18 protein-coding genes and 1 pseudogene are annotated in these 17,306 nt (G+C 69.4%); 10 read left to right on the plus strand and 9 right to left on the minus strand.

Annotated elements, in window-relative coordinates; translation table 11 throughout:
* Positions 1-144: 144 nt before the first annotated feature.
* Positions 145-753, plus strand: coding sequence for a hypothetical protein (locus ABS361_01910; GenBank protein ID XBY45075.1), 609 nt, complete (start codon positions 145-147; stop codon positions 751-753).
* Between the two features lie 106 nt (positions 754-859).
* Here ABS361_01910 and ABS361_01915 read toward each other — a convergent pair whose 3' ends face one another.
* Both ABS361_01915 and ABS361_01920 read right to left on the minus strand, forming a co-directional pair.
* Entirely contained in the window at positions 860-1,327 is a 468-nt protein-coding gene (locus ABS361_01915; GenBank protein ID XBY45076.1) for a metallophosphoesterase, read from the minus strand.
* The gene (locus ABS361_01920) at positions 1,234-1,785 is read right to left on the minus strand and encodes a metallophosphoesterase (protein ID XBY45077.1); all 552 of its coding nucleotides are present in this window, start codon (positions 1,783-1,785) and stop codon (positions 1,234-1,236) included. The genes ABS361_01915 and ABS361_01920 overlap by 94 nt, the downstream gene beginning before the upstream one ends.
* 267 nt (positions 1,786-2,052) lie before the next feature.
* Between ABS361_01920 and ABS361_01925 the strand changes: the two genes are divergently transcribed.
* On the plus strand, positions 2,053-2,535 hold the full coding sequence (locus ABS361_01925; GenBank protein XBY45078.1) for an NUDIX domain-containing protein: 483 nt from the start codon (positions 2,053-2,055) through the stop codon (positions 2,533-2,535).
* Positions 2,536-2,785: 250 nt separating this feature from the next.
* A complete protein-coding gene (locus ABS361_01930) occupies positions 2,786-3,295 on the plus strand; it encodes an N-acetyltransferase (GenBank protein XBY45079.1) in 510 nt (169 codons plus the stop codon).
* Positions 3,296-3,522: 227 nt separating this feature from the next.
* On the opposite strand, the gene ABS361_01935 is transcribed toward ABS361_01930, so the two are convergent.
* The 3 genes from ABS361_01935 to petA are packed head-to-tail and all read right to left on the minus strand — an operon-like array spanning position 3,523 to position 6,221.
* Positions 3,523-4,389 carry a cytochrome c1 gene (locus ABS361_01935; protein XBY45080.1) on the minus strand — a complete coding sequence of 289 codons (867 nt, stop codon included), beginning with the start codon at positions 4,387-4,389 and terminating at the stop codon, positions 3,523-3,525.
* Positions 4,390-4,418: 29 nt separating this feature from the next.
* On the minus strand, positions 4,419-5,672 hold the full coding sequence (locus ABS361_01940) for a cytochrome b N-terminal domain-containing protein (GenBank protein XBY45081.1): 1,254 nt from the start codon (positions 5,670-5,672) through the stop codon (positions 4,419-4,421).
* A gap of 24 nt (positions 5,673-5,696) precedes the next feature.
* On the minus strand, positions 5,697-6,221 hold the full coding sequence (petA, locus tag ABS361_01945) for a ubiquinol-cytochrome c reductase iron-sulfur subunit (protein XBY46780.1): 525 nt from the start codon (positions 6,219-6,221) through the stop codon (positions 5,697-5,699).
* Positions 6,222-6,672: 451 nt separating this feature from the next.
* Here petA and ABS361_01950 point away from each other — a divergent pair, with 451 nt between their 5' ends.
* The 4 genes from ABS361_01950 (at position 6,673) to ABS361_01965 (ending at position 9,068) form a co-directional block, all read left to right on the plus strand.
* Positions 6,673-7,140 (plus strand): tRNA (cytidine(34)-2'-O)-methyltransferase, encoded by a 468-nt coding sequence (locus ABS361_01950; GenBank protein ID XBY45082.1) that lies wholly within the window; start codon positions 6,673-6,675, stop codon positions 7,138-7,140.
* 131 nt (positions 7,141-7,271) lie between these two features.
* Positions 7,272-8,189 (plus strand): oxygen-dependent coproporphyrinogen oxidase, encoded by a 918-nt coding sequence (gene hemF, locus ABS361_01955; protein ID XBY45083.1) that lies wholly within the window; start codon positions 7,272-7,274, stop codon positions 8,187-8,189.
* Between the two features lie 95 nt (positions 8,190-8,284).
* Positions 8,285-8,644, plus strand: a complete 360-nt coding sequence (locus ABS361_01960) for a hypothetical protein (protein ID XBY45084.1) — start codon at positions 8,285-8,287, stop codon at positions 8,642-8,644.
* A gap of 205 nt (positions 8,645-8,849) precedes the next feature.
* Positions 8,850-9,068 carry a DUF2158 domain-containing protein gene (locus ABS361_01965; GenBank protein ID XBY45085.1) on the plus strand — a complete coding sequence of 73 codons (219 nt, stop codon included), beginning with the start codon at positions 8,850-8,852 and terminating at the stop codon, positions 9,066-9,068.
* Positions 9,069-9,162: 94 nt separating this feature from the next.
* On the opposite strand, the pseudogene ABS361_01970 reads toward ABS361_01965, so the two are convergent.
* From ABS361_01970 to ABS361_01985, 4 genes and pseudogenes are all read right to left on the minus strand, one after another.
* Positions 9,163-10,355 (minus strand): annotated as a pseudogene (locus ABS361_01970) (CCA tRNA nucleotidyltransferase).
* Between the two features lie 98 nt (positions 10,356-10,453).
* Entirely contained in the window at positions 10,454-10,738 is a 285-nt protein-coding gene (locus tag ABS361_01975) for a DUF6111 family protein (protein ID XBY45086.1), read from the minus strand.
* Between the two features lie 37 nt (positions 10,739-10,775).
* A complete protein-coding gene (locus ABS361_01980) occupies positions 10,776-11,447 on the minus strand; it encodes a CoA pyrophosphatase (protein ID XBY45087.1) in 672 nt (223 codons plus the stop codon).
* Positions 11,444-12,121 carry a DUF1285 domain-containing protein gene (locus tag ABS361_01985; protein ID XBY45088.1) on the minus strand — a complete coding sequence of 226 codons (678 nt, stop codon included), beginning with the start codon at positions 12,119-12,121 and terminating at the stop codon, positions 11,444-11,446. The genes ABS361_01980 and ABS361_01985 overlap by 4 nt, the downstream gene beginning before the upstream one ends.
* 336 nt (positions 12,122-12,457) lie before the next feature.
* Here ABS361_01985 and ABS361_01990 point away from each other — a divergent pair, with 336 nt between their 5' ends.
* From ABS361_01990 to ABS361_02000, 3 genes are read left to right on the plus strand one after another with little or no spacing between them, the layout of a single operon-like run.
* Positions 12,458-13,465 (plus strand): MoxR family ATPase, encoded by a 1,008-nt coding sequence (locus ABS361_01990; GenBank protein ID XBY45089.1) that lies wholly within the window; start codon positions 12,458-12,460, stop codon positions 13,463-13,465.
* A gap of 20 nt (positions 13,466-13,485) precedes the next feature.
* Complete coding sequence (locus ABS361_01995) at positions 13,486-14,451, plus strand: DUF58 domain-containing protein (GenBank protein XBY45090.1); 966 nt, start codon at positions 13,486-13,488, stop codon at positions 14,449-14,451.
* Positions 14,451-17,297: a DUF4159 domain-containing protein gene (locus tag ABS361_02000; GenBank protein ID XBY45091.1), complete on the plus strand. Its 2,847-nt coding sequence runs from the start codon at positions 14,451-14,453 to the stop codon at positions 17,295-17,297. Before ABS361_01995 ends, ABS361_02000 begins: the two co-directional genes overlap by 1 nt.
* Positions 17,298-17,306: the final 9 nt, after the last annotated feature.

A 17,306-nucleotide genomic window follows, 5' to 3' on the forward strand; every position in this document is an offset into this window, starting at 1 on the left:
GATTCCGTCGCGCTCTGCCCGGCAGGGCTGCATCCATCGATCCGGACCGTCGAATCGAATCGTGGAGCATTGCCGTCGGCCCTTTCGCGCCCGGCCCCGTTCGGTTAAAATTCCGTCAACGAGGGTTTTGCGTCGGGGCGGGTGATGGTCGAGCGGATCGGGACGGGCGAGGGGGCGAAGGTCAGGAGCCTGCAGGACGCGCTGCGCAAGATGCGCGTCGTGTCGACCGAACGTCAGGACGTGCTCGCGGACCTGTCGCAGGCCGAGAAGGCCAGGCTGGAGCTGCTCGCCGAGGAGCTCGCCGACGTCTTCAAGGAAGTGCCCGAGAACGCCGACATCTTCGCCTTCTCGGTCGCGGGGGGCGAGCCGCCGCGGCTCTGGATCGACATGACCAGCCATGTCGTGATGGCGCGCGACCGGCGCACGTATCGGTTCCTCAAGGATACCCGCCTCGGCCGTACCATCATTCTCGAGACGCCCAGTCTCGACGACATGGCCGACTGCATCACCAATTATGTCGCCGAGCGGCTGATCGAGCGCGAGCGGGCGATCGAGGCGGACTGGCTGGTCACCAAGCTGCGCGAGGATCAGGCCAAGATCGCCCATACGCCGGCGGCCGAACTCGCCGCCGCCGTGAAGCCGGAGCCGAAGCGCGGCAACCCGCGCCTGCGCGGCGTCCTGACTTTCCTCGCCGGGCTCCTCGTCGGCTCGGCGGCGATCGTCGGCTACGCGTGGTTCCAGGTCGGGCACTGACGGGCGACCCCTTATACCCACGGTCCGGACGTCGGCTCGGTCGCTCTCAGCTTCGGCTCGAGCAAACGGCGCTCACCGCTGCCTGCACAAGAATAACGCCCCCCGCTCAGCCCGAACGCAGGGCGCCGCCGCGTGCTTCCGACGGGTCGATGATCTGACGGGCGATTTCGACAGGCCCACGCGCAGTGTCCGGAAAGCCGCGCTCTATCCGGGTCGTGCGCCACGCCCCCGGACCGCCTTCGATCTCGAACAGGCTCCAGCCGGCCCCGCGTTTCTCCGGGCCCGGCGACTTCGATGCCGAGGGCACGCCGATGACCGGCACCGCCGCATCGGAACCGTCGATCCAGTCGATGCTGGAACGGTGGGTATGACCATGCAGCACCAGTTCGGCGCCGGATTGCCGGATCACCTGCCGGAAGCGTTCGGCGCCGACCAGCCGGGCGGCCCAGTGGATGGCGTTGCGCGACGGCGGATGGTGGATCAGCACGGCGCGGTAGAGCCCTTCGCGGCCGAGATGGGCGAGCAGTTCGGCCAGCCGCAGCGCCTGGCTGGCGTCGAAATGGCCGGTCGCCATGAACGGACCGGTGGGCTTCGCCGACGAGACGCCGACGATCGCGACGGGGCCGCGCCGGCGCACGAAGGGAAGCGCACGATGTCGCCGTCGTCGCCGCACATGTAGTCGCCCCAGCTCTCGGTCGCGCGGTGCAGCGCGCCCGGCACATAGGCGTCGTGGTTGCCCGGCACGACCGAGACGTCGTGCGGGCTGCCGAGGCTCGCGATCCACTGCCGGGCCGGCTCCAGCTCGGCGTCGAGCGCGATGTTGACGATGTCGCCGGTCACGGCGACATGGTCGGGCGCATGGGCGCGCAGGTCCGCGACCAGGGCGTCGAGCACCGCGGGCCGCATGCCGCCGCGGCCGCGGTTCAGTCGCCAGTTGAGGTAGCCGAGCACGCGCTTGCCGATGAGCTCGCGCAGACGGGGCTCGGGCAGCGGCCCGAGATGCGGATCGGAGATATGCGCGAGACGGAACATGCGGGGACGGGATCCTCGGACAAGCGCAGCCGCGCCTTCCATGTGGTTCGGCAAGGTCGGCGGCCGCCTCGGCGCCAGGCGACCTCTCGCGGGCAGCGGCCCCGCATCACGCTGTTGGATTTAGACAATAGGGCGGTAACCGTCCAGAGTGAGATATCGGGTGCGCATTCATGATAAATTGTCCGAGTGATTGCGCGTGACCCTGCGGAATGGCTAAGTGATTGCCGTTGCTGATGCCGGCTCGGGGGCCGGGTTGAGGGGCTTGTCGTGAACCCAGTCGTCGAGGCCATGAAGCCGCTGATCGAGCGGGCCGTGACGTGGGGTGCGCTCATTGTGCGCCCGATGTCGCTCGGCGTCCGGGCGGTCATTGCCGATGGCGAGGGCGGCGTGTTCCTGGTCAAGCACAGCTATGTGCCGGGCTGGTACCTGCCGGGGGGCGGCGTCGACGCCGGCGAAACCTGCGACGCGGCGCTGCGCCGCGAGGTGCGAGAGGAGGCCGGGTTCGAGGTCGAGGACGAGCGGTTGCGCCTGTTCGGCCTCTATCAGAACGCGCGCGTCTCCCGGCGCGACCACGTCGCGCTCTACGTGGTCGAGCGCACCCGCCGGATCGAGCCGGTGCCCTACCCGAATCGCGAGATCGTCGAGGCGGGGTTCTTCCCGCTCGATCGCCTGCCCGACGACACCACGCGCGCGACCCAGGCGCGGCTTGCGGAGGTGTTCGCGGGCGCGGCGCCGTCGGAGATCTGGTGAGGCCGAGGTCCGCGGGCGCGTGGCGAACCCGCGGCGAGGCGCTTGCAGTCGCGCGCCCTTCGTGTTAGCTGCGTCCCCCATGTCCATGATGACGATCGCACGACGACGATAAGACGGCCCCGCGGGTTTCGCCCCGCGCTTGCCGCATCGCGTCGTCACGATCGTCTGCTCGCCGGCAGGGATGACCCCGGCAGCGTCGGTTCGAGCCGCGTCGAACTCTCGACCCGCATACCCTCCGGGACCCATGGACATGCTGAGCCCCCTCTTCATTCTCCGGCCGATGGAACACGACGATCTTCCGGCCGTCGACGATCTGCTCGATCTTGCCTTCGGCCCCGGCCGGCACGCGCGGACCGCGTCGCGGCTGCGCGAGGGCGTGGCGCCGGATTTCAATCTGTCGCTGGTCGCGCTGTTCGGCGGTCGGCTCGGCGGCACGCTGACCATGACGCCGATGCGGATCGGCAACCATCCGGCGCTGCTGCTCGGGCCGCTGGCCGTGCATCCCGACTTCGAAGGCAAGGGCGCCGGCCGCGCGCTGGTCCGGGCGGCGCTCGCCGCCGCGGCCGAGCGGGGCCACGAGATCGTGCTGCTGGTCGGCGACGAGCCCTATTACGGCCCGCTCGGTTTTGAGCACGTCTCGCCGCAGAAGATCCAGTTGCCGGGACCGGTCGCCCCGAACCGGGTGCTGGTCGCGGAGCTGAAGCCGGGCGCGCTGGCACAGGTCTCGGGCCTCTGCATGCGGGCGCTCAAGGCCAGCTGAGACGGCACCCGCGGGTCGGCGCTCCGCCCGCCCGCATCCATTGCGAGGACTGTCGAGGTCATGGAGCGGCACGGGCGCCCGCGCCGCCGAGGCGATCGGCCGCGCTCCGATCCGCCAGACCTGCCCGCGTAAGCCGCGCCCGCCGATCCGGATCCTTGTGCTTCCCAAAATAAAAGGGGCCCCGCGAACGGGGCCCCTCGATCATGTCGGATCGGAACGACTTCGCCTCAGTGGGCGATGTCCTTCCAGACCTTCTGCTTGGTGTAGTAGAGCAGGCCCGCGAAGACGACGAGGAAGAGCATGACCTTGAGGCCGACGCGCTTGCGCTCCTCGAGCTTCGGCTCGGCCGTCCACATCAGGAAGGCCGAGACGTCGCGGGCATAGTTCTGCAGCGTGCCCGGGGTGCCGTCGTCATAGGTGACCTGGCCGTCCGAGATCGGCTGCGGCATGGCGATGCACGAGCCGGAGATGAACGACGTGTTGTAGTTCAGGCCCGGGCCGCATTCGTGACCCTTCGGCGCGTCCTTGTAGCCGAGGAGCAGGCTGTAGATGTAGTCCGGCCCGTACTCCTGGTACTGCGTGAAGGCGTCGAACACGAACCACGGGAAGCCGCGGTGCACCGCGCGCGCCTTGGCGAGCAGCGACATGTCCGGCGGATAGGCGCCGCCGTTGGCCGCGCGCGCCGCCTGCTCGTTCGGGAACGGCGAAGGGAAGCGGTCCGACAGACGGCCGGCGCGCTCGAACATGTCGCCGCTATCGTTCGGGCCGTCCTGGACCTTGTAGCCGCTCGCGAGCGCCTTGGCCTGATCCGCGGTGAAGCCCGGGCCGCCTTCTTCCGCGAGGTTGCGGAACGACACGTACTTCATCGAGTGGCAGGCCGAGCAGACCTCCTTGTAGACCTTGTAGCCGCGCTGCAGCTGGGCCTTGTCGAACTTGCCGAACGGACCGGCGAAGGTCCAGCTCTGCCGATCGACGACCGGGCCGTGCGCCGCGGCGGCTTCTTCCGCCGCCTGCACCGAGCCGGCGAGGCCGAGGGCCACGACCGCCGCGCCGAGGAGCTTGGCGACCGACTGACCGGAAAGGATCGTCTTCATGAGGGATATCTCCTGATCTTTTCCGGCTCTCAGCCCTTGTGGTCCGACGCCGCGGCGCCGCCGTGCTTGGCGAGGATGGCGTCCGAGATCGAAGCCGGCAGCGGCTTCGGGGTCTCGATCAGACCGAGCACGGGCAGGATCACGAGGAAGTGGAAGAAGTAGTAGAAGGTCAGCACGCGCGACCAGATGACGAAGGCGCCCTCCGGCGGCTGCGAGCCGAGGTAGCCGAGGCCGACGCAGACCGCCGCGAAGATCCAGAAGAACTGGCGATAGAGCGGACGGTAGGTGGCGGAGCGGACCTTCGACGTGTCGAGCCACGGCAGGACGAACATGACCGCGATCGCCGAGAACATGGCGATGACGCCGCCGAGCTTGTCCGGGATCGCGCGCAGGATCGCGTAGAACGGCAGGAAGTACCACTCGGGGACGATGTGCGCCGGGGTGACCAGCGGGTTCGCCTCGATGTAGTTGTCCGGGTGGCCCATGTAGTTCGGCACCCAGAACAGGAACCAGCCGAACAGCACGAAGAAGCACACCATGCCGAACGCGTCCTTGATGGTCGCGTAGGGGGTGAAGGCGACCGAGTCCTGCTCGCTCTTCAGCTCGACGCCCGCCGGATTGTTCTGGCCGACCACGTGCAGCGCCCAGACGTGGAGGATCACCACGCCGACGATGACGAAGGGCAGCAGGTAGTGCAGCGAGAAGAAGCGGTTCAGCGTCGGATTGTCGACCGAGAAGCCACCCCAGAGCCAGGTCACGATCGGATCGCCGACGAAGGGCAGCGCCGAGAACAGGTTGGTGATGACGGTGGCGCCCCAGAACGACATCTGGCCCCACGGCAGCACATAGCCCATGAAGGCGGTCGCCATCATCAGCAGGAAGATCAAGACGCCGAGGATCCAGAGGACCTCACGCGGATCCTTGTAGGAGCCGTAGTAGAAGCCGCGGAACATGTGGATGTAGACCGCGATGAAGAACATCGAGGCGCCGTTGGCGTGCATGTAGCGCAGCAGCCAGCCCCAGTTCACGTCGCGCATGATCGCTTCGACGGAGGAGAAGGCGAGGCTCGTGTGCGGGGTGTAGTGCATCACCAGCACGATGCCGGTGATGAGCTGCACCGCGAGCATGGCGCTCAGGATGCCGCCGAAGGTCCACCAGTAGTTCAGGTTGCGCGGCGTCGGATAGGCCACGAACGAGGAATGGACGAGGCCGACGATCGGAAGGCGCTTCTCGAGCCACTTCGCGGCGCCGCTCTTGGGAACGTAGGTCGAATGACCCTGCATGGGACTGCTCCTTGAGACTTGGCGTCAGCCGATCTTCACGACCTTTTCGGAGATGAACTCGTAGGGCGGCACGATCAGGTTGAGCGGCGCCGGGCCCTTACGAATGCGGCCGGAGGTGTCGTAGACCGAGCCGTGGCACGGGCAGAACCAGCCGTCGTACTCGCCGGCGTGGCCGAGCGGCACGCAGCCCAGGTGCGTGCAGGTGCCGACGACGATCAGGAGCGAATCGTGACCCTTCTTGACGCGCTCCTGATCCGTCTGCGGATCCGGCAGCGTCTTGATGTCGACATTGCGGGCCTCTTCCATCTCCTTCGCGGTGCGATTGCGAATGAAGACCGGCTTGCCGCGCCACTTGACGGTGACGATCTGACCCGGCTGGACCGAGGAGACGTCGACCTCGGTGGAGGCGAGGGCGAGCGCGGAAGCGTCGGGATTCATCTGGTCGATGAAGGGCCAAGCCAGCGCCGCAACGCCGACTGTGGCGACCGCGCCCGTCGCGAGATAAAGAAAATCGCGTCGGGTCGGTTCAGCCGTATCCAAAGTAGCCAAGGTCGGATCCTCTCGATGACGTCGGATCGATCGTCCTCCGATCGATCCCTTCCGCAGATGCTGACCGATCGCGTCGGGCACGGGTCGGCACAGCCATGCGGCGCGCGGGGCGCGATGATCATAGATCCGATGTTTGCGAGGAGCATACACCGGATCGGACAGACCACATGCCCATGTCGTCGATGGCCCGATCGAAACGGATACTGGAAATCCGTTTCGATCGAACCACCGGGCGCTGAGGATCGGGGCGGAAGAGGGCTGACGCCCTTGCCCGATCGCGCGGTGTTTTGACACCACTCTCAACGCTTGTCCAGCACGCCGAAAGGCATAAACGACCGTCCTGTCGCACTGCGGCAGGGAAGACGCGCTCCGCCGTTTAACGCCGAGCCAAGGCTCGCGAAAGAGCGTGGTTTTCCGCAGCAACGCCCGTCACCTTTCCGAAAGGTTCGTCATGCCGCGTCTGGCGCTCTACCAGCCCGACATTCCACAGAACACCGGCACGCTGCTCCGCACCGCCGCCTGTCTCGGGATCGGCGTCGATCTGATCGAGCCGGCCGGGTTCGCGCTGACCGACAAGAACTTCCGCCGTGCGGGCCTCGACTATCTGCCGGCCGCCACGCTGACGCGGCACATCGACTGGGCGGCCTTCGAGACGGCGCGCCGCGCCGAGCGACGCCGGGTCGTGCTGCTGACCACGCGGGCGGCGCTGCCCTACACGGCGTTTTCGTTCTCGGCCGAAGACGTGCTGATGGTCGGTCGCGAGTCGGCCGGCGTGCCGGACCATGTTCACGACGCGGCGGACGCGCGCGTGACCATCCCGATGCGGGAAGGCATGCGCTCGCTCAATGTCGCGATCGCCGCGGCGATGGTGCTCGGCGAGGCGCTGCGGCAGGTCGAGGGGTTTGCGCCTGTCGCGTAGAGGCCGTCGGGCCGCCGCGGTCCGGGCGCTGGGCTCGACCCGGACGCCAAGTCTTTTGCGGGCGGAGGTTCACTCCGACCAGACCTTGTTCTAAGACGCAGATCCCGCCACCCGACCCCGGAGCCCCGCCCATGTCCACTCACGCTGCACCGTCCGCGCATCCGCTACCCGCCGATATCGAGGCGAAGAAGGCCGCGGCGAAGGTCTGGTTCGAGGCGTTGCGTGACCGGATCGTCGCGGCGTTCGAGGTGATCGAGGACGATCTGCCGGCCGGGTTGCCGCAATCGGGCGATGCGCCCGGCCGCTTCGTCAAGACGCCGTGGTCGCGTACGGACCATTCCGGCGCGCCGGGCGGCGGCGGCGTCATGGCGATCATGAAGGGGCGGGTGTTCGAGAAGGTCGGCGTGCACGTCTCGACCGTGTTCGGCGAGTTCGCGCCGGAGTTCCGCAACCAGATCCCGGGTGCGGCCGAGGATCCGCGCTTCTGGGCGAGCGGCATCTCGCTGATCGCCCATATGCAGAACCCGAACGTGCCGGCCGTGCATATGAACACGCGCATGGTGGTCACGACCCGGCAGTGGTTCGGCGGCGGCGCGGATCTGACGCCCGTGCTCGACCGGCGCCGCACGCAGGACGATCCTGATACGATCGCCTTCCATGCGGCGATGCGGACGCCCTGCGCGGACCACGGGCGCGACTACGACCATTTCAAGCAGTGGTGCGACGAGTACTTTTTCCTGAAGCACCGCAACGAGATGCGCGGTATCGGCGGCATCTTCTACGACTATGTGAACACCGGCGATTTCGACGCCGATCTCGCCTTCACCAAGGCGGTCGGCCTCGCCTTCGCCGATATCTATCCCGCGCTGGTGCGCGCCAATTTCGCCACGCCCTGGACCGAGGCCGATCGCGAGGAACAGCTGATCCGGCGCGGACGCTATGTCGAGTTCAACCTGCTCTACGATCGCGGCACGATCTTCGGCCTGAAGACCGGCGGCAATGTCGATTCGATCCTGTCGTCGATGCCGCCCGTGGTGAAGTGGCCCTGAGCGCGGCGAGGCCCAGGTTACCCCTTGTCAGGACAGGGAAACCGTCATCAAAATCCTTCCCTAAGGGCATTTCAGCTCTTGAGGGGGGATTTGTGATGAGACTTTGGATCATGGCCCTTGTCGCCCTGGTCGTTTCGACCGGCGCGGCCTTCGCGGACCCGATGAAGTGGAACATCCGCGCTTTCGACAAGTACGCCGTCGACGTCACCTTCTATTCGCAGAACCGCAAGGCGGCGTGGCCGGGCAACGGGCAGGTCTGGACGATCCGCGACTACAAGGTTCACAGTTTTTCCCTGAACTGTATCGCCGGCGAGAAGATCTGCTACGGCGCATGGGTGCGCGGCAATGACAAGAAAAGCTGGGGTGTGGGGCACCACAATTCTCATCGCTGCACCAGTTGTTGCTATACCTGCGGCAATACCGCCTCGACGCCGGTCATCAATTTGAACGAGTGATCGCGACCCCTTGCCGGGCGCAGGAGGCCGGGGGCGCAAGGCGTCGTCCTCGACCTTCGGCACGGCGACGCCTGAACTTTTCCCGCGTGCGCGTCATTGCCCCGTCGTCGGGTCCAGACAGGATCTGCCCGCCCGAACCGGGCGCCGGCGGGGCGTGCGACAATCAGGGTCCGCCGCCCCGCTTCAAAACAGACGGGAGCGATCCATGACCGAACAGACCTACACCCCCGGCGACGTCGTGACACTCAAGTCCGGCGGCCCGGCCCTGACCGTGACCCGCCTGCTCGAAGCCGAGATCGAGGTCGTCTGGTACGCCGACGCCGAAGAGGTGTTCCGCAAGGACGTCCTGCCGATCGTCGCCGTGACGGGCCTCGAGCTCGACGAGGACGTCGAGGACGAAGAGGAAGAAGAAGACGAGGAGTGATCCCGGCTTCGGACCATGATCGCGGCCGGGGTGACCGGCCGCGTTTTCATGCCGACGGCCCCGTGCGTGTCGAACGCTGACCGGGGATCGCGCTTCAAGGCGGCGTGAGGCCGAGCCGCGACAGGATCGCGGCGCGGTCGAGTTCGAAATCGCTGTCGATCCAGAGCTTTTCGGCCGCGCGCACCAGTTCGCCGATGCGCGGCCCCTTCTCGATACCGAGCGCGGCGAGATCGCGCCCCGCGATCGGGGTCGCCGGCGGCGTCCAGCGGAACGGCAGCGACAGGAGATGGACGAAGCGCTCGTCCGCCGCGATGCGTGCCCGTGCCGCCGCCAGCGCCAGCGCATCGCGAAAGCCCTGTGGCCCGAGATCGTAGAGCAGTACGCGCGCCGCACGCTCGTCGAACTCCCCGCCGACCCGGAACGCGCCGGTCACGGCGGTCAGCATGCGAAAGCGTTCGGCATTGAGAGGCGCAGCCTCGTGGCGAGCGCGCTCGCGTCGGCCTCCGTCCATGCCGCGAGCGCGGCGAGGAACAGCGGCGCGTCGGCCTTGCCGCCGGGCGCGACCACGGTGTCGCGGGCCACGGCATGCAGGCGCGCGAAGCCGCCGAGATCGGCGGCGCGGCCGAGGACGCGGCCGAGGATGCCCCAGTCGCTCATGATCCTGATGCAGCCCGGGGCGCCGGCGGCGACGACCAGCTTGGCCATCTCCTGGCCGACGCGTTCGGCCGAGAGACCATCGAGACCGTCCCGATTGCGCAGGATCGCCTCCAGGCCGGCGCGGTCCGGGGCGCCATGGCCGTAAGCCGCGTGGAAACGGAAGAAGCGCAGCGAGCGCAGGTAGTCCTCGCGGATGCGCGCGTCGGGATCGCCGATGAAGCGGACGCGGCGGGCAAGGCAATCCTCGATGCCGCCGACGAAGTCGTGCACGGTGCCGTCGGCCGAGCAATAGAGCGCGTTCATCGTGAAGTCGCGCCGGTGCGCGTCGGCGGCCCAGTCGCGGCCGAAGGCGACGACGGCGCGGCGGCCGTCGGTCTCGACGTCGGTCCGGAGCGTCGTCACTTCGAACGGGTGGCCCTCGACCACCACGGTGACGGTGCCGTGCGCGATGCCGGTCGGGATCACCTTGAGGCCGGCGGCGGCGGCGCGGCGGCTGGTCAGTTCGGGAACGGCGGTGGTCGCGACGTCGACGTCAGCGACCGGCAGGCCCATCAGCGTGTTGCGCACCGCGCCGCCGACGACCCAGGCGGCATCGCCCTCGACCTCAAGCGCGGCGAACAGCCGTCGGATCGGGCGACCCGTGAGCCAGGGCGCGTCGGCGAGCGCGGCCCGATGCGTCGCAGGTCGCGCGTCGGGGCGCGTCTCCGAATGATGGCGCGGGCCGGGCGTCATTCGAAATGGCCGGGAACCACTTTCCCGTCCTTGAACTGGTCCGGCACATAGGTCTTGCCGAGCGGGGAGTCGCGGAACGCCGAGAGCCCGAGAAGGCCGGCGACGACCAGCACCAGCCCGATCAGCACCAGCGTCTGGAACGGCGCGCCGACGAACAGGCCGGGGCGGCCGTCCGGGCCGACCGGCAGCGTCGAGCCGCGCCGGCTGAGCAGCGTGGCGACGGCATAGCCGATGAAGGGCAGGGCGAACAGGCCGGCGAGGATCAGGACGAGACGCAGCATGGGGATGGGGCTCGGGATGCCGGCGCGGCGCGGGCGTTCAGGGGATTTCGGCCGCGGCGCCGTAGACGTGCTCGTAGACCTGCCGGAGGATTCCGGCGGTCACACCCCAGATATAGCGACCTTCCCACGGCATTTCATAGAAGTACCGCGTCGTGCCCTGCCACTGGCGGCTCTGCAGCACGTGATTGACGCCGGTCATCAGGAAGGAGAGCGGCACTTCGAACACGTCCGCGACCTCGCCGGGGTTCGGCACCAGCCGGAAGCCGGGTCGCACGAGGCCGATGACCGGGACGATCCGATAGCCCGAATTCGTCACATAAGGCGTGAAGCAGCCGACCGGTTCCACGAAGCCGCGGTCGAGGCCGATCTCCTCCTCGGCCTCGCGCAGCGCGGTCGCCACGGGGTGCGGATCCTCGGCGTCCATCTTGCCGCCCGGAAAGGCGACCTGGCCGGCATGCGACTTCAGATCCGCGGTGCGCAGGGTCAGGATGATGCCGGCCTCGGGCGAGCGATCGACGACCGGGATCAGCACGGCCGCGTCGCGCGGCGCGGCGTGGCGCGCGAGGCCGGGGTTCAGCACGTGGTCGCCGAGCGGCGTCCGGAGTGCGAGCTCGGCCTCGTCGAAGGTCAGATGCGGCGCGGCGCGGCGGCGGAAGTCCTCGGCCGTGAAGGGCAAGGGCGGCAGGTTTTGGGGCGCGAGATCGGTCACGGGAGCCCCGCCTCGTCGGCCGGCACGGCGGGGAAGAAGCGGCCGCCGGCATGAACGCCGAACCAGGCGCGGCCATCGACGACCGCCTCCGTGCCATGCTCCACCAGCTCGTACATGACCGCGCGGCCGAGCCGCGCCTCGAGCCGGCCGCGCACCAGTACATAGGGCTTCAGGCCGCCGTTCTCGGCGTCGATCACGAAGCGCAGCGGATGCTCCGCGCCGGCCTCGATCACGTCGCCGACATTGGTACGGAAGGTCAGCCGCTGATCGGGGCCGTCACCCTGCGCATGCATCTCGACCGCGACGAAGGGGGCGTCGTCGACCGTGATGCCGCATTTCTCGACCGGGGTGACGAGATAGGTCTTCCCGTCCTCGTCGCGGCGCAGCACGCTCGCGAACAGCTTCACCAGCGCCTCGCGGCCGATCGGCGTGCCCATGTAGAACCAGGTGCCGTCGGCGGCGATGCGCATGTCGATGTCGCCGCAGAAGGGCGGGTTCCAGCGCTCGACCGGCGGCGGACCCTTCGCCCCGGCCGATCCGGCGCGCGCGATCAGTGCCTCCAGGCCGCCGGCCGGAGCGCGCACCGCTTCGCTCGCGCTCGTCCGGTCCGCCGGCGCGCGGCCGGAGGTTTCGCCTGCCGTCACGTTGTCGTGAGCCCGAGCCTCGTCGGCCATTGCTTATCCACACTTGGTTTGGCGCTGGCGCGCTGTCTCGGTCGTCTTCGGCCGCGCCTCTCGCGCGCCGCCGACGGCCTTGAACCGCTGATGTAGAGGCCGGAAAGGCCGAAGAAAAGCATGCGGCCGTCGATCGAGGGTCGCGGCCTCATGGTTTCGCCATGATCGCCCGCGCGCAATGGCTGCGACAAGCACGGATGGTCTTGTCGCGCATTCGGGGGTGCGCGTGACCGGCGATCCTGTCAAACTCAATCGTACGACGGTTCGAAGAACGACGGCAGGCGGCGCGCTCCCGCACATCGAGCGGCCGTTTCGGGACAAGAAGAGGCGACGCGCATGAGCGCCATGGTGGACACGATCCGGGTCGACGAGAAGGCGATCGTCGAGGAGGCCGAGGGCGCGGTCGCGACGCTCGCCGAGGTGCGCCGCGCCATCGGCAAGGTGATCTTCGGCCAGGAAAGCGTGGTCGAGCGCTCGCTGGTGACGATCCTCGCCGGCGGCCACGGCCTCCTGGTCGGCGTGCCGGGCCTCGCCAAGACCCGGCTGGTCGAGACGCTCGGCACCGTGCTCGGGCTCGACGCCCGGCGCATCCAGTTCACGCCGGACCTGATGCCCTCGGACATTCTGGGCTCGGAAGTGCTCGACCAGGCGCCGGACGGCAGCCGGTCGTTCCGGTTCCTGAAGGGGCCGATCTTCTCGCAGCTCCTGATGGCCGACGAGATCAACCGCGCCTCGCCGCGCACGCAGTCGGCGCTTCTGCAGGCGATGCAGGAGTATCACGTGACGGTCGCCGGCGCCCGGCACGACCTCGCCCGGCCGTTCCACGTGCTCGCCACCCAGAACCCGCTCGAGCAGGAGGGCACCTATCCGCTGCCCGAGGCGCAGCTCGACCGGTTCCTGATGCAGATCGACGTGCATTATCCGGATCTCGCCTCCGAGCGGCGGATCCTGACCGAGACGACCGGCGTCGGCGAAGGCGCGGCGAGCGCCGTGCTCAACGCCGAGAGCCTCGCCTCGATGCAGCGGCTGGTCCGGCGCATGCCGGTGTCGGAGAAGGTCGTCGACGCGATCCTGTCGCTGGTGCGCTCGACGCGGCCGAGCGACGAGCCCGACGACATCACGCGCCACATCGCCTGGGGCCCGGGGCCGCGCGCCGGGCAGGCGCTGATGCTGACGGTGCGTGCGCGTGCATTGTTCGACGGCCGGCTGGCGCCGTCGCTCGACGACGTGCTGGCGCTGGCCGAGCCGGTGCTGCAGCACCGCATGGCCTTGACCTTCGCGGCGCGCGCCGACGGCGTCACGCTGCGCGACGTGATCACGCGCGCCAGGGCGCGGCTCGGCTGAACCGGACCGAAGGAGGCGACGTGGCGGCAGAGCTGAGGTCCGGCAAGGCAAACAACGGTGAGGACGCCGGGCGGGCGGGGCTTTCCTACGTCCGTGCCGCGAAATCGCTGTCGTCGACGCTGCCGGATCTGCTGGTCGAGGCCCGGCGCGTCGCCGCGACGGTCGCCGCCGGCTGGCACGGCCGCCGGCAGGCCGGGCCGGGCGAGACCTTCTGGCAGTTCCGGCCGTTCTCGGCGGGCGAGTCGATCACGCGCATCGACTGGCGCCGCTCGGCCAGGGACGATCATCTCTATGTCCGCGAGCGGGAATGGGAGAGCGCACACACGGTCTGGCTCTGGCCCGACCTGTCGCCCTCGATGGAGTTCCGCTCGCGCCTCGCCACGGTCTCCAAGCGCGACCGTGCCGTGGTCGTCACGCTGGCGCTCGCCGATCTGCTCGCCCGCGCCGGCGAGCGCGTCGGTCTGCCGGGCATCCTGAAGCCGACGCCGAGCCGGCAGGCGGCCGAGCGCGCCGCCGACGCGGTGGTGCAGCTGGCCGAGAAGCGCGCGCTGCCCGATCCGACGCCGATCCGGCGCTTCTCGGACGTCGTGCTGATCGGCGATTTTCTCGATCCGCTCGAGACGATCGAGGCAAACGCCGCCCGCATCGCCGGATCGGGCGCGCGCGGCCATCTCGTGCAGGTGATGGACCCGGCCGAGGAGACCTTCCCCTTCGCCGGCCGCACCGAATTCCGCGATCCGGAGACCGGCGAACGCATCGTCGCCGGCCGCGCGGAGACCTGGAGCGAGGCCTATCGCGAGCGGCTCGCCGTGCATCGCGACGGTTTGCGTGCGCTCGCCGCGCGGCTCGGCTGGACCTTCATGCTGCATCACACCGATCGTTCCGCCGCCGAACCGCTGCTCGCGCTGCATGCGCGGCTCGGTGCGGGCGGGGGTGCCAACATCAGGGCCGGGGGGAGCCTGCCGACGATGGAGGTCGCATCCTGATGGGCTTCCTGCCCCTCTCCTTCGTCTCGCCCTTCGTGCTCGGCGCGCTGATCGCGCTGCCGGCGATCTGGTATCTGCTGCGTCTGACCCCGCCGAAGCCGCAGGAGGTGACGTTCCCGCCGACGCGGCTCCTGTTCGAGATCATCAAGCGCGAGGAGACGCCGTCGAAGAGCCCGTGGTGGCTGACGCTGCTGCGCCTGATCCTCGCGACGCTGGTGATCCTGGCGCTCGCCGGTCCGGTCTGGCGGCCGGCGGCCGATCTCGACGACGCCAAGGGGCCGCTCTGGCTGGTCGTCGACAACGGCTGGGCCGCCGGCGACCATTGGCAGGCGCGGGTCGAGCACCTGACCCGCATGGTCACGCGGGCCGGCGACCGCGCGCGCCCGGTGGTGCTGGTCGCGACCGCCGACGGCGCCGCGCAGCGCTTCGAGCCGGCGGCAGCGGAAGATCAGGCGACCCGGCTCGCGGCGCTGGAGCCGCGGCCGTGGAGCGTCGATCGCGCGGCCCTGGTCGAGGGTCTGCGCAAGAGCGCCGAGAAGACCAAGCCCGGCTCGATCGTCTGGCTCGCCGACGGCATCGACGATGGCAATGCCAAGAGCTTCGCCGAGACTTTGACGTCGCTCGCCGCCGGTGCGCCGGTGACGGTCGCCTCGACCGGCGACCGTCCGCCCTTGGCACTTACCGAGGCCGACAACGGCCTCAAGGCCATGACCGCGACGCTCGTGCGCCCCGATCGCGACAGCCCGCTCGAGGGCAAGCTGCGCGCCTTCGACGCCAAGGGCCGTGTCGTCGCCGAGACGCCGTTCGCCTTCGCAACTGGTGCGACCGCGACCACCGGCGCCTTCGATCTGCCGATCGAACTCCGCAACGAGATCGCCCGCGTCGATGTCGTCGACGAGAGCCATGCGGCGGCTGTGCAGTTGCTCGACGAGCGCTGGCGCCGCCGCGCGGTCGGGCTCATCTCGGGCGTCACCGCCGACCAGCAGCAGCCGCTCCTGTCGCCGGTGCACTATCTTCAGAATGCGCTCAGGCCCTTCGCCGAGGTCCGCGAGCCGAAGGGCGATCTCGCCCAGTCGGTCAGGGATCTGGTTCGGCAGAACGTCTCGGTGATCATGACCGCCGACGTCGGCACCATGGTCGGCGAGGTCGAGAAGACGCTCGCCGACTGGGTCGGGCAGGGCGGCGTGCTGGTGCGCTTCGCCGGTCCGCGGCTCGCGGCCGTGCGCGGCGGCGACAAGCTGGTGCCGGTCGAATTGCGCCAGGGCGGCCGCACGCTCGGCGGCGCCCTGTCCTGGGCCGAGCCGCAGACGCTCGGCTCGTTCTCGCAGAGCTCGCCCTTCGCCGGGCTCGCGGTGCCGAAGGACGTCAGCGTCACGCGGCAGGTGCTCGCCGAGCCGAAGCCCGATCTGGGGCCGAAGACCTGGGCGAGCCTCGGCGACGGCACACCGCTCGTCACCGCGGCGCGGCTCGGCAATGGCTGGGTGATCCTGTTCCATGTCACCGCCGACACGAGCTGGTCGAACCTGCCGCTCTCCGGCGCCTTCATCGAGATGCTGCGCCGGGTCGTCGCCTTCTCGGCCGCGCTCGGCGCCAAGGACACAGGCGAAGCGGCGAAGTCGACGGACGGCGCCGTGCTGCTGCCGCCGCTCCGGCTGCTCGACGGTTTTGGCCGTTCGGTCGGTCCGAGTGCCGAGGCGAAGCCGATCGCCGAACACAGCGAGACCGCGCTTCGGCCGAACCGCGAGCATCCGCCCGGGCTCTACGGCTCCGAGGACGCTTTCGTGGCGCTGAACCTGATGCGCAAGGGCGATGTCGTGGCGCCGGTCGACCTCTCGGGCGTCGGCGGCGTCCGCCAACTGACCCTCAGCCGGGAAGGACCGAAGGACCTGAAGCCGTTCCTGTTCGCCGCCGCGCTTCTGGCGCTTATCCTCGATGCGCTCGCCGTGCTCTGGCTCGGCGGCCGGCTGCACGGTCGCCGTCCGGCAGCCGCGGTGGTGCTGTTGGCGCTCGGCGTCGGCGCCGGGCTCGCGGTCGTCGCGCCGGCCCCCGGCCTCGCGGCCGAGCCGGCGCGGTCGAAGGCGGCGGAGGATTTCAACCGGCAGGCCGCGCTCGGCACGCGCCTCGCCTATGTGATCACCGGCAATGCCGAGATCGACGACACCTCGAAGCGCGGTCTCGAGGGCCTGACGCGGGCGCTCGCCGACCGTACGGCGCTCGAACCGGCCGCGCCGGTCGGCGTCGATCTGGCGCGCGACGAACTGGCCTTCTTCCCGCTGCTCTACTGGCCGGTCGACCCGAGCGCCGGCCAGCCGAGCGCGGCGGTGCTGGCGCGCATGGACGCCTTCATGAAGAACGGCGGCACCATCCTGTTCGATACGCGCGACGCGCTCTCCGCGCCGGCGCTGCGCGGCAACGGCCGCACCACGCCTGCGACCGAGGCATTGCGGCGCATCCTCTCCGGCCTCGATGTGCCGGAGCTGGAGCCGGTGCCGTCCGACCACGTGCTGACCAAGAGTTTCTATCTCTTGCAGGATTTCCCCGGCCGCTACGAGGGCGGCCAGCTCTGGGTCGAGGCGACGCCGGCGCGCGATCCGGCGCAGGCGAACGAGCGTCCCGTGCGCCCCGGCGACGGCGTGACGCCGATCATGATCTCGTCGAACGATCTCGCCGGCGCCTGGGCCCTGACCGACGGCGGCGATTTCCTGTGGCCGACCGTGCCGCCCGATCCGCGCCAGCGCGAGATGGCCTACCGCGTCGGCATCAACGTCGTCATGTACACGCTGACCGGCAACTACAAGGCCGATCAGGTCCATGTGCCGGCGCTGCTCGAACGGCTCGGACAGTGAGGGCGCGCG

The sequence above is a fragment of the Ancalomicrobiaceae bacterium S20 genome (assembly GCA_040269895.1).
Lineage (GTDB): Bacteria > Pseudomonadota > Alphaproteobacteria > Rhizobiales > Ancalomicrobiaceae > Methyloraptor > Methyloraptor flagellatus.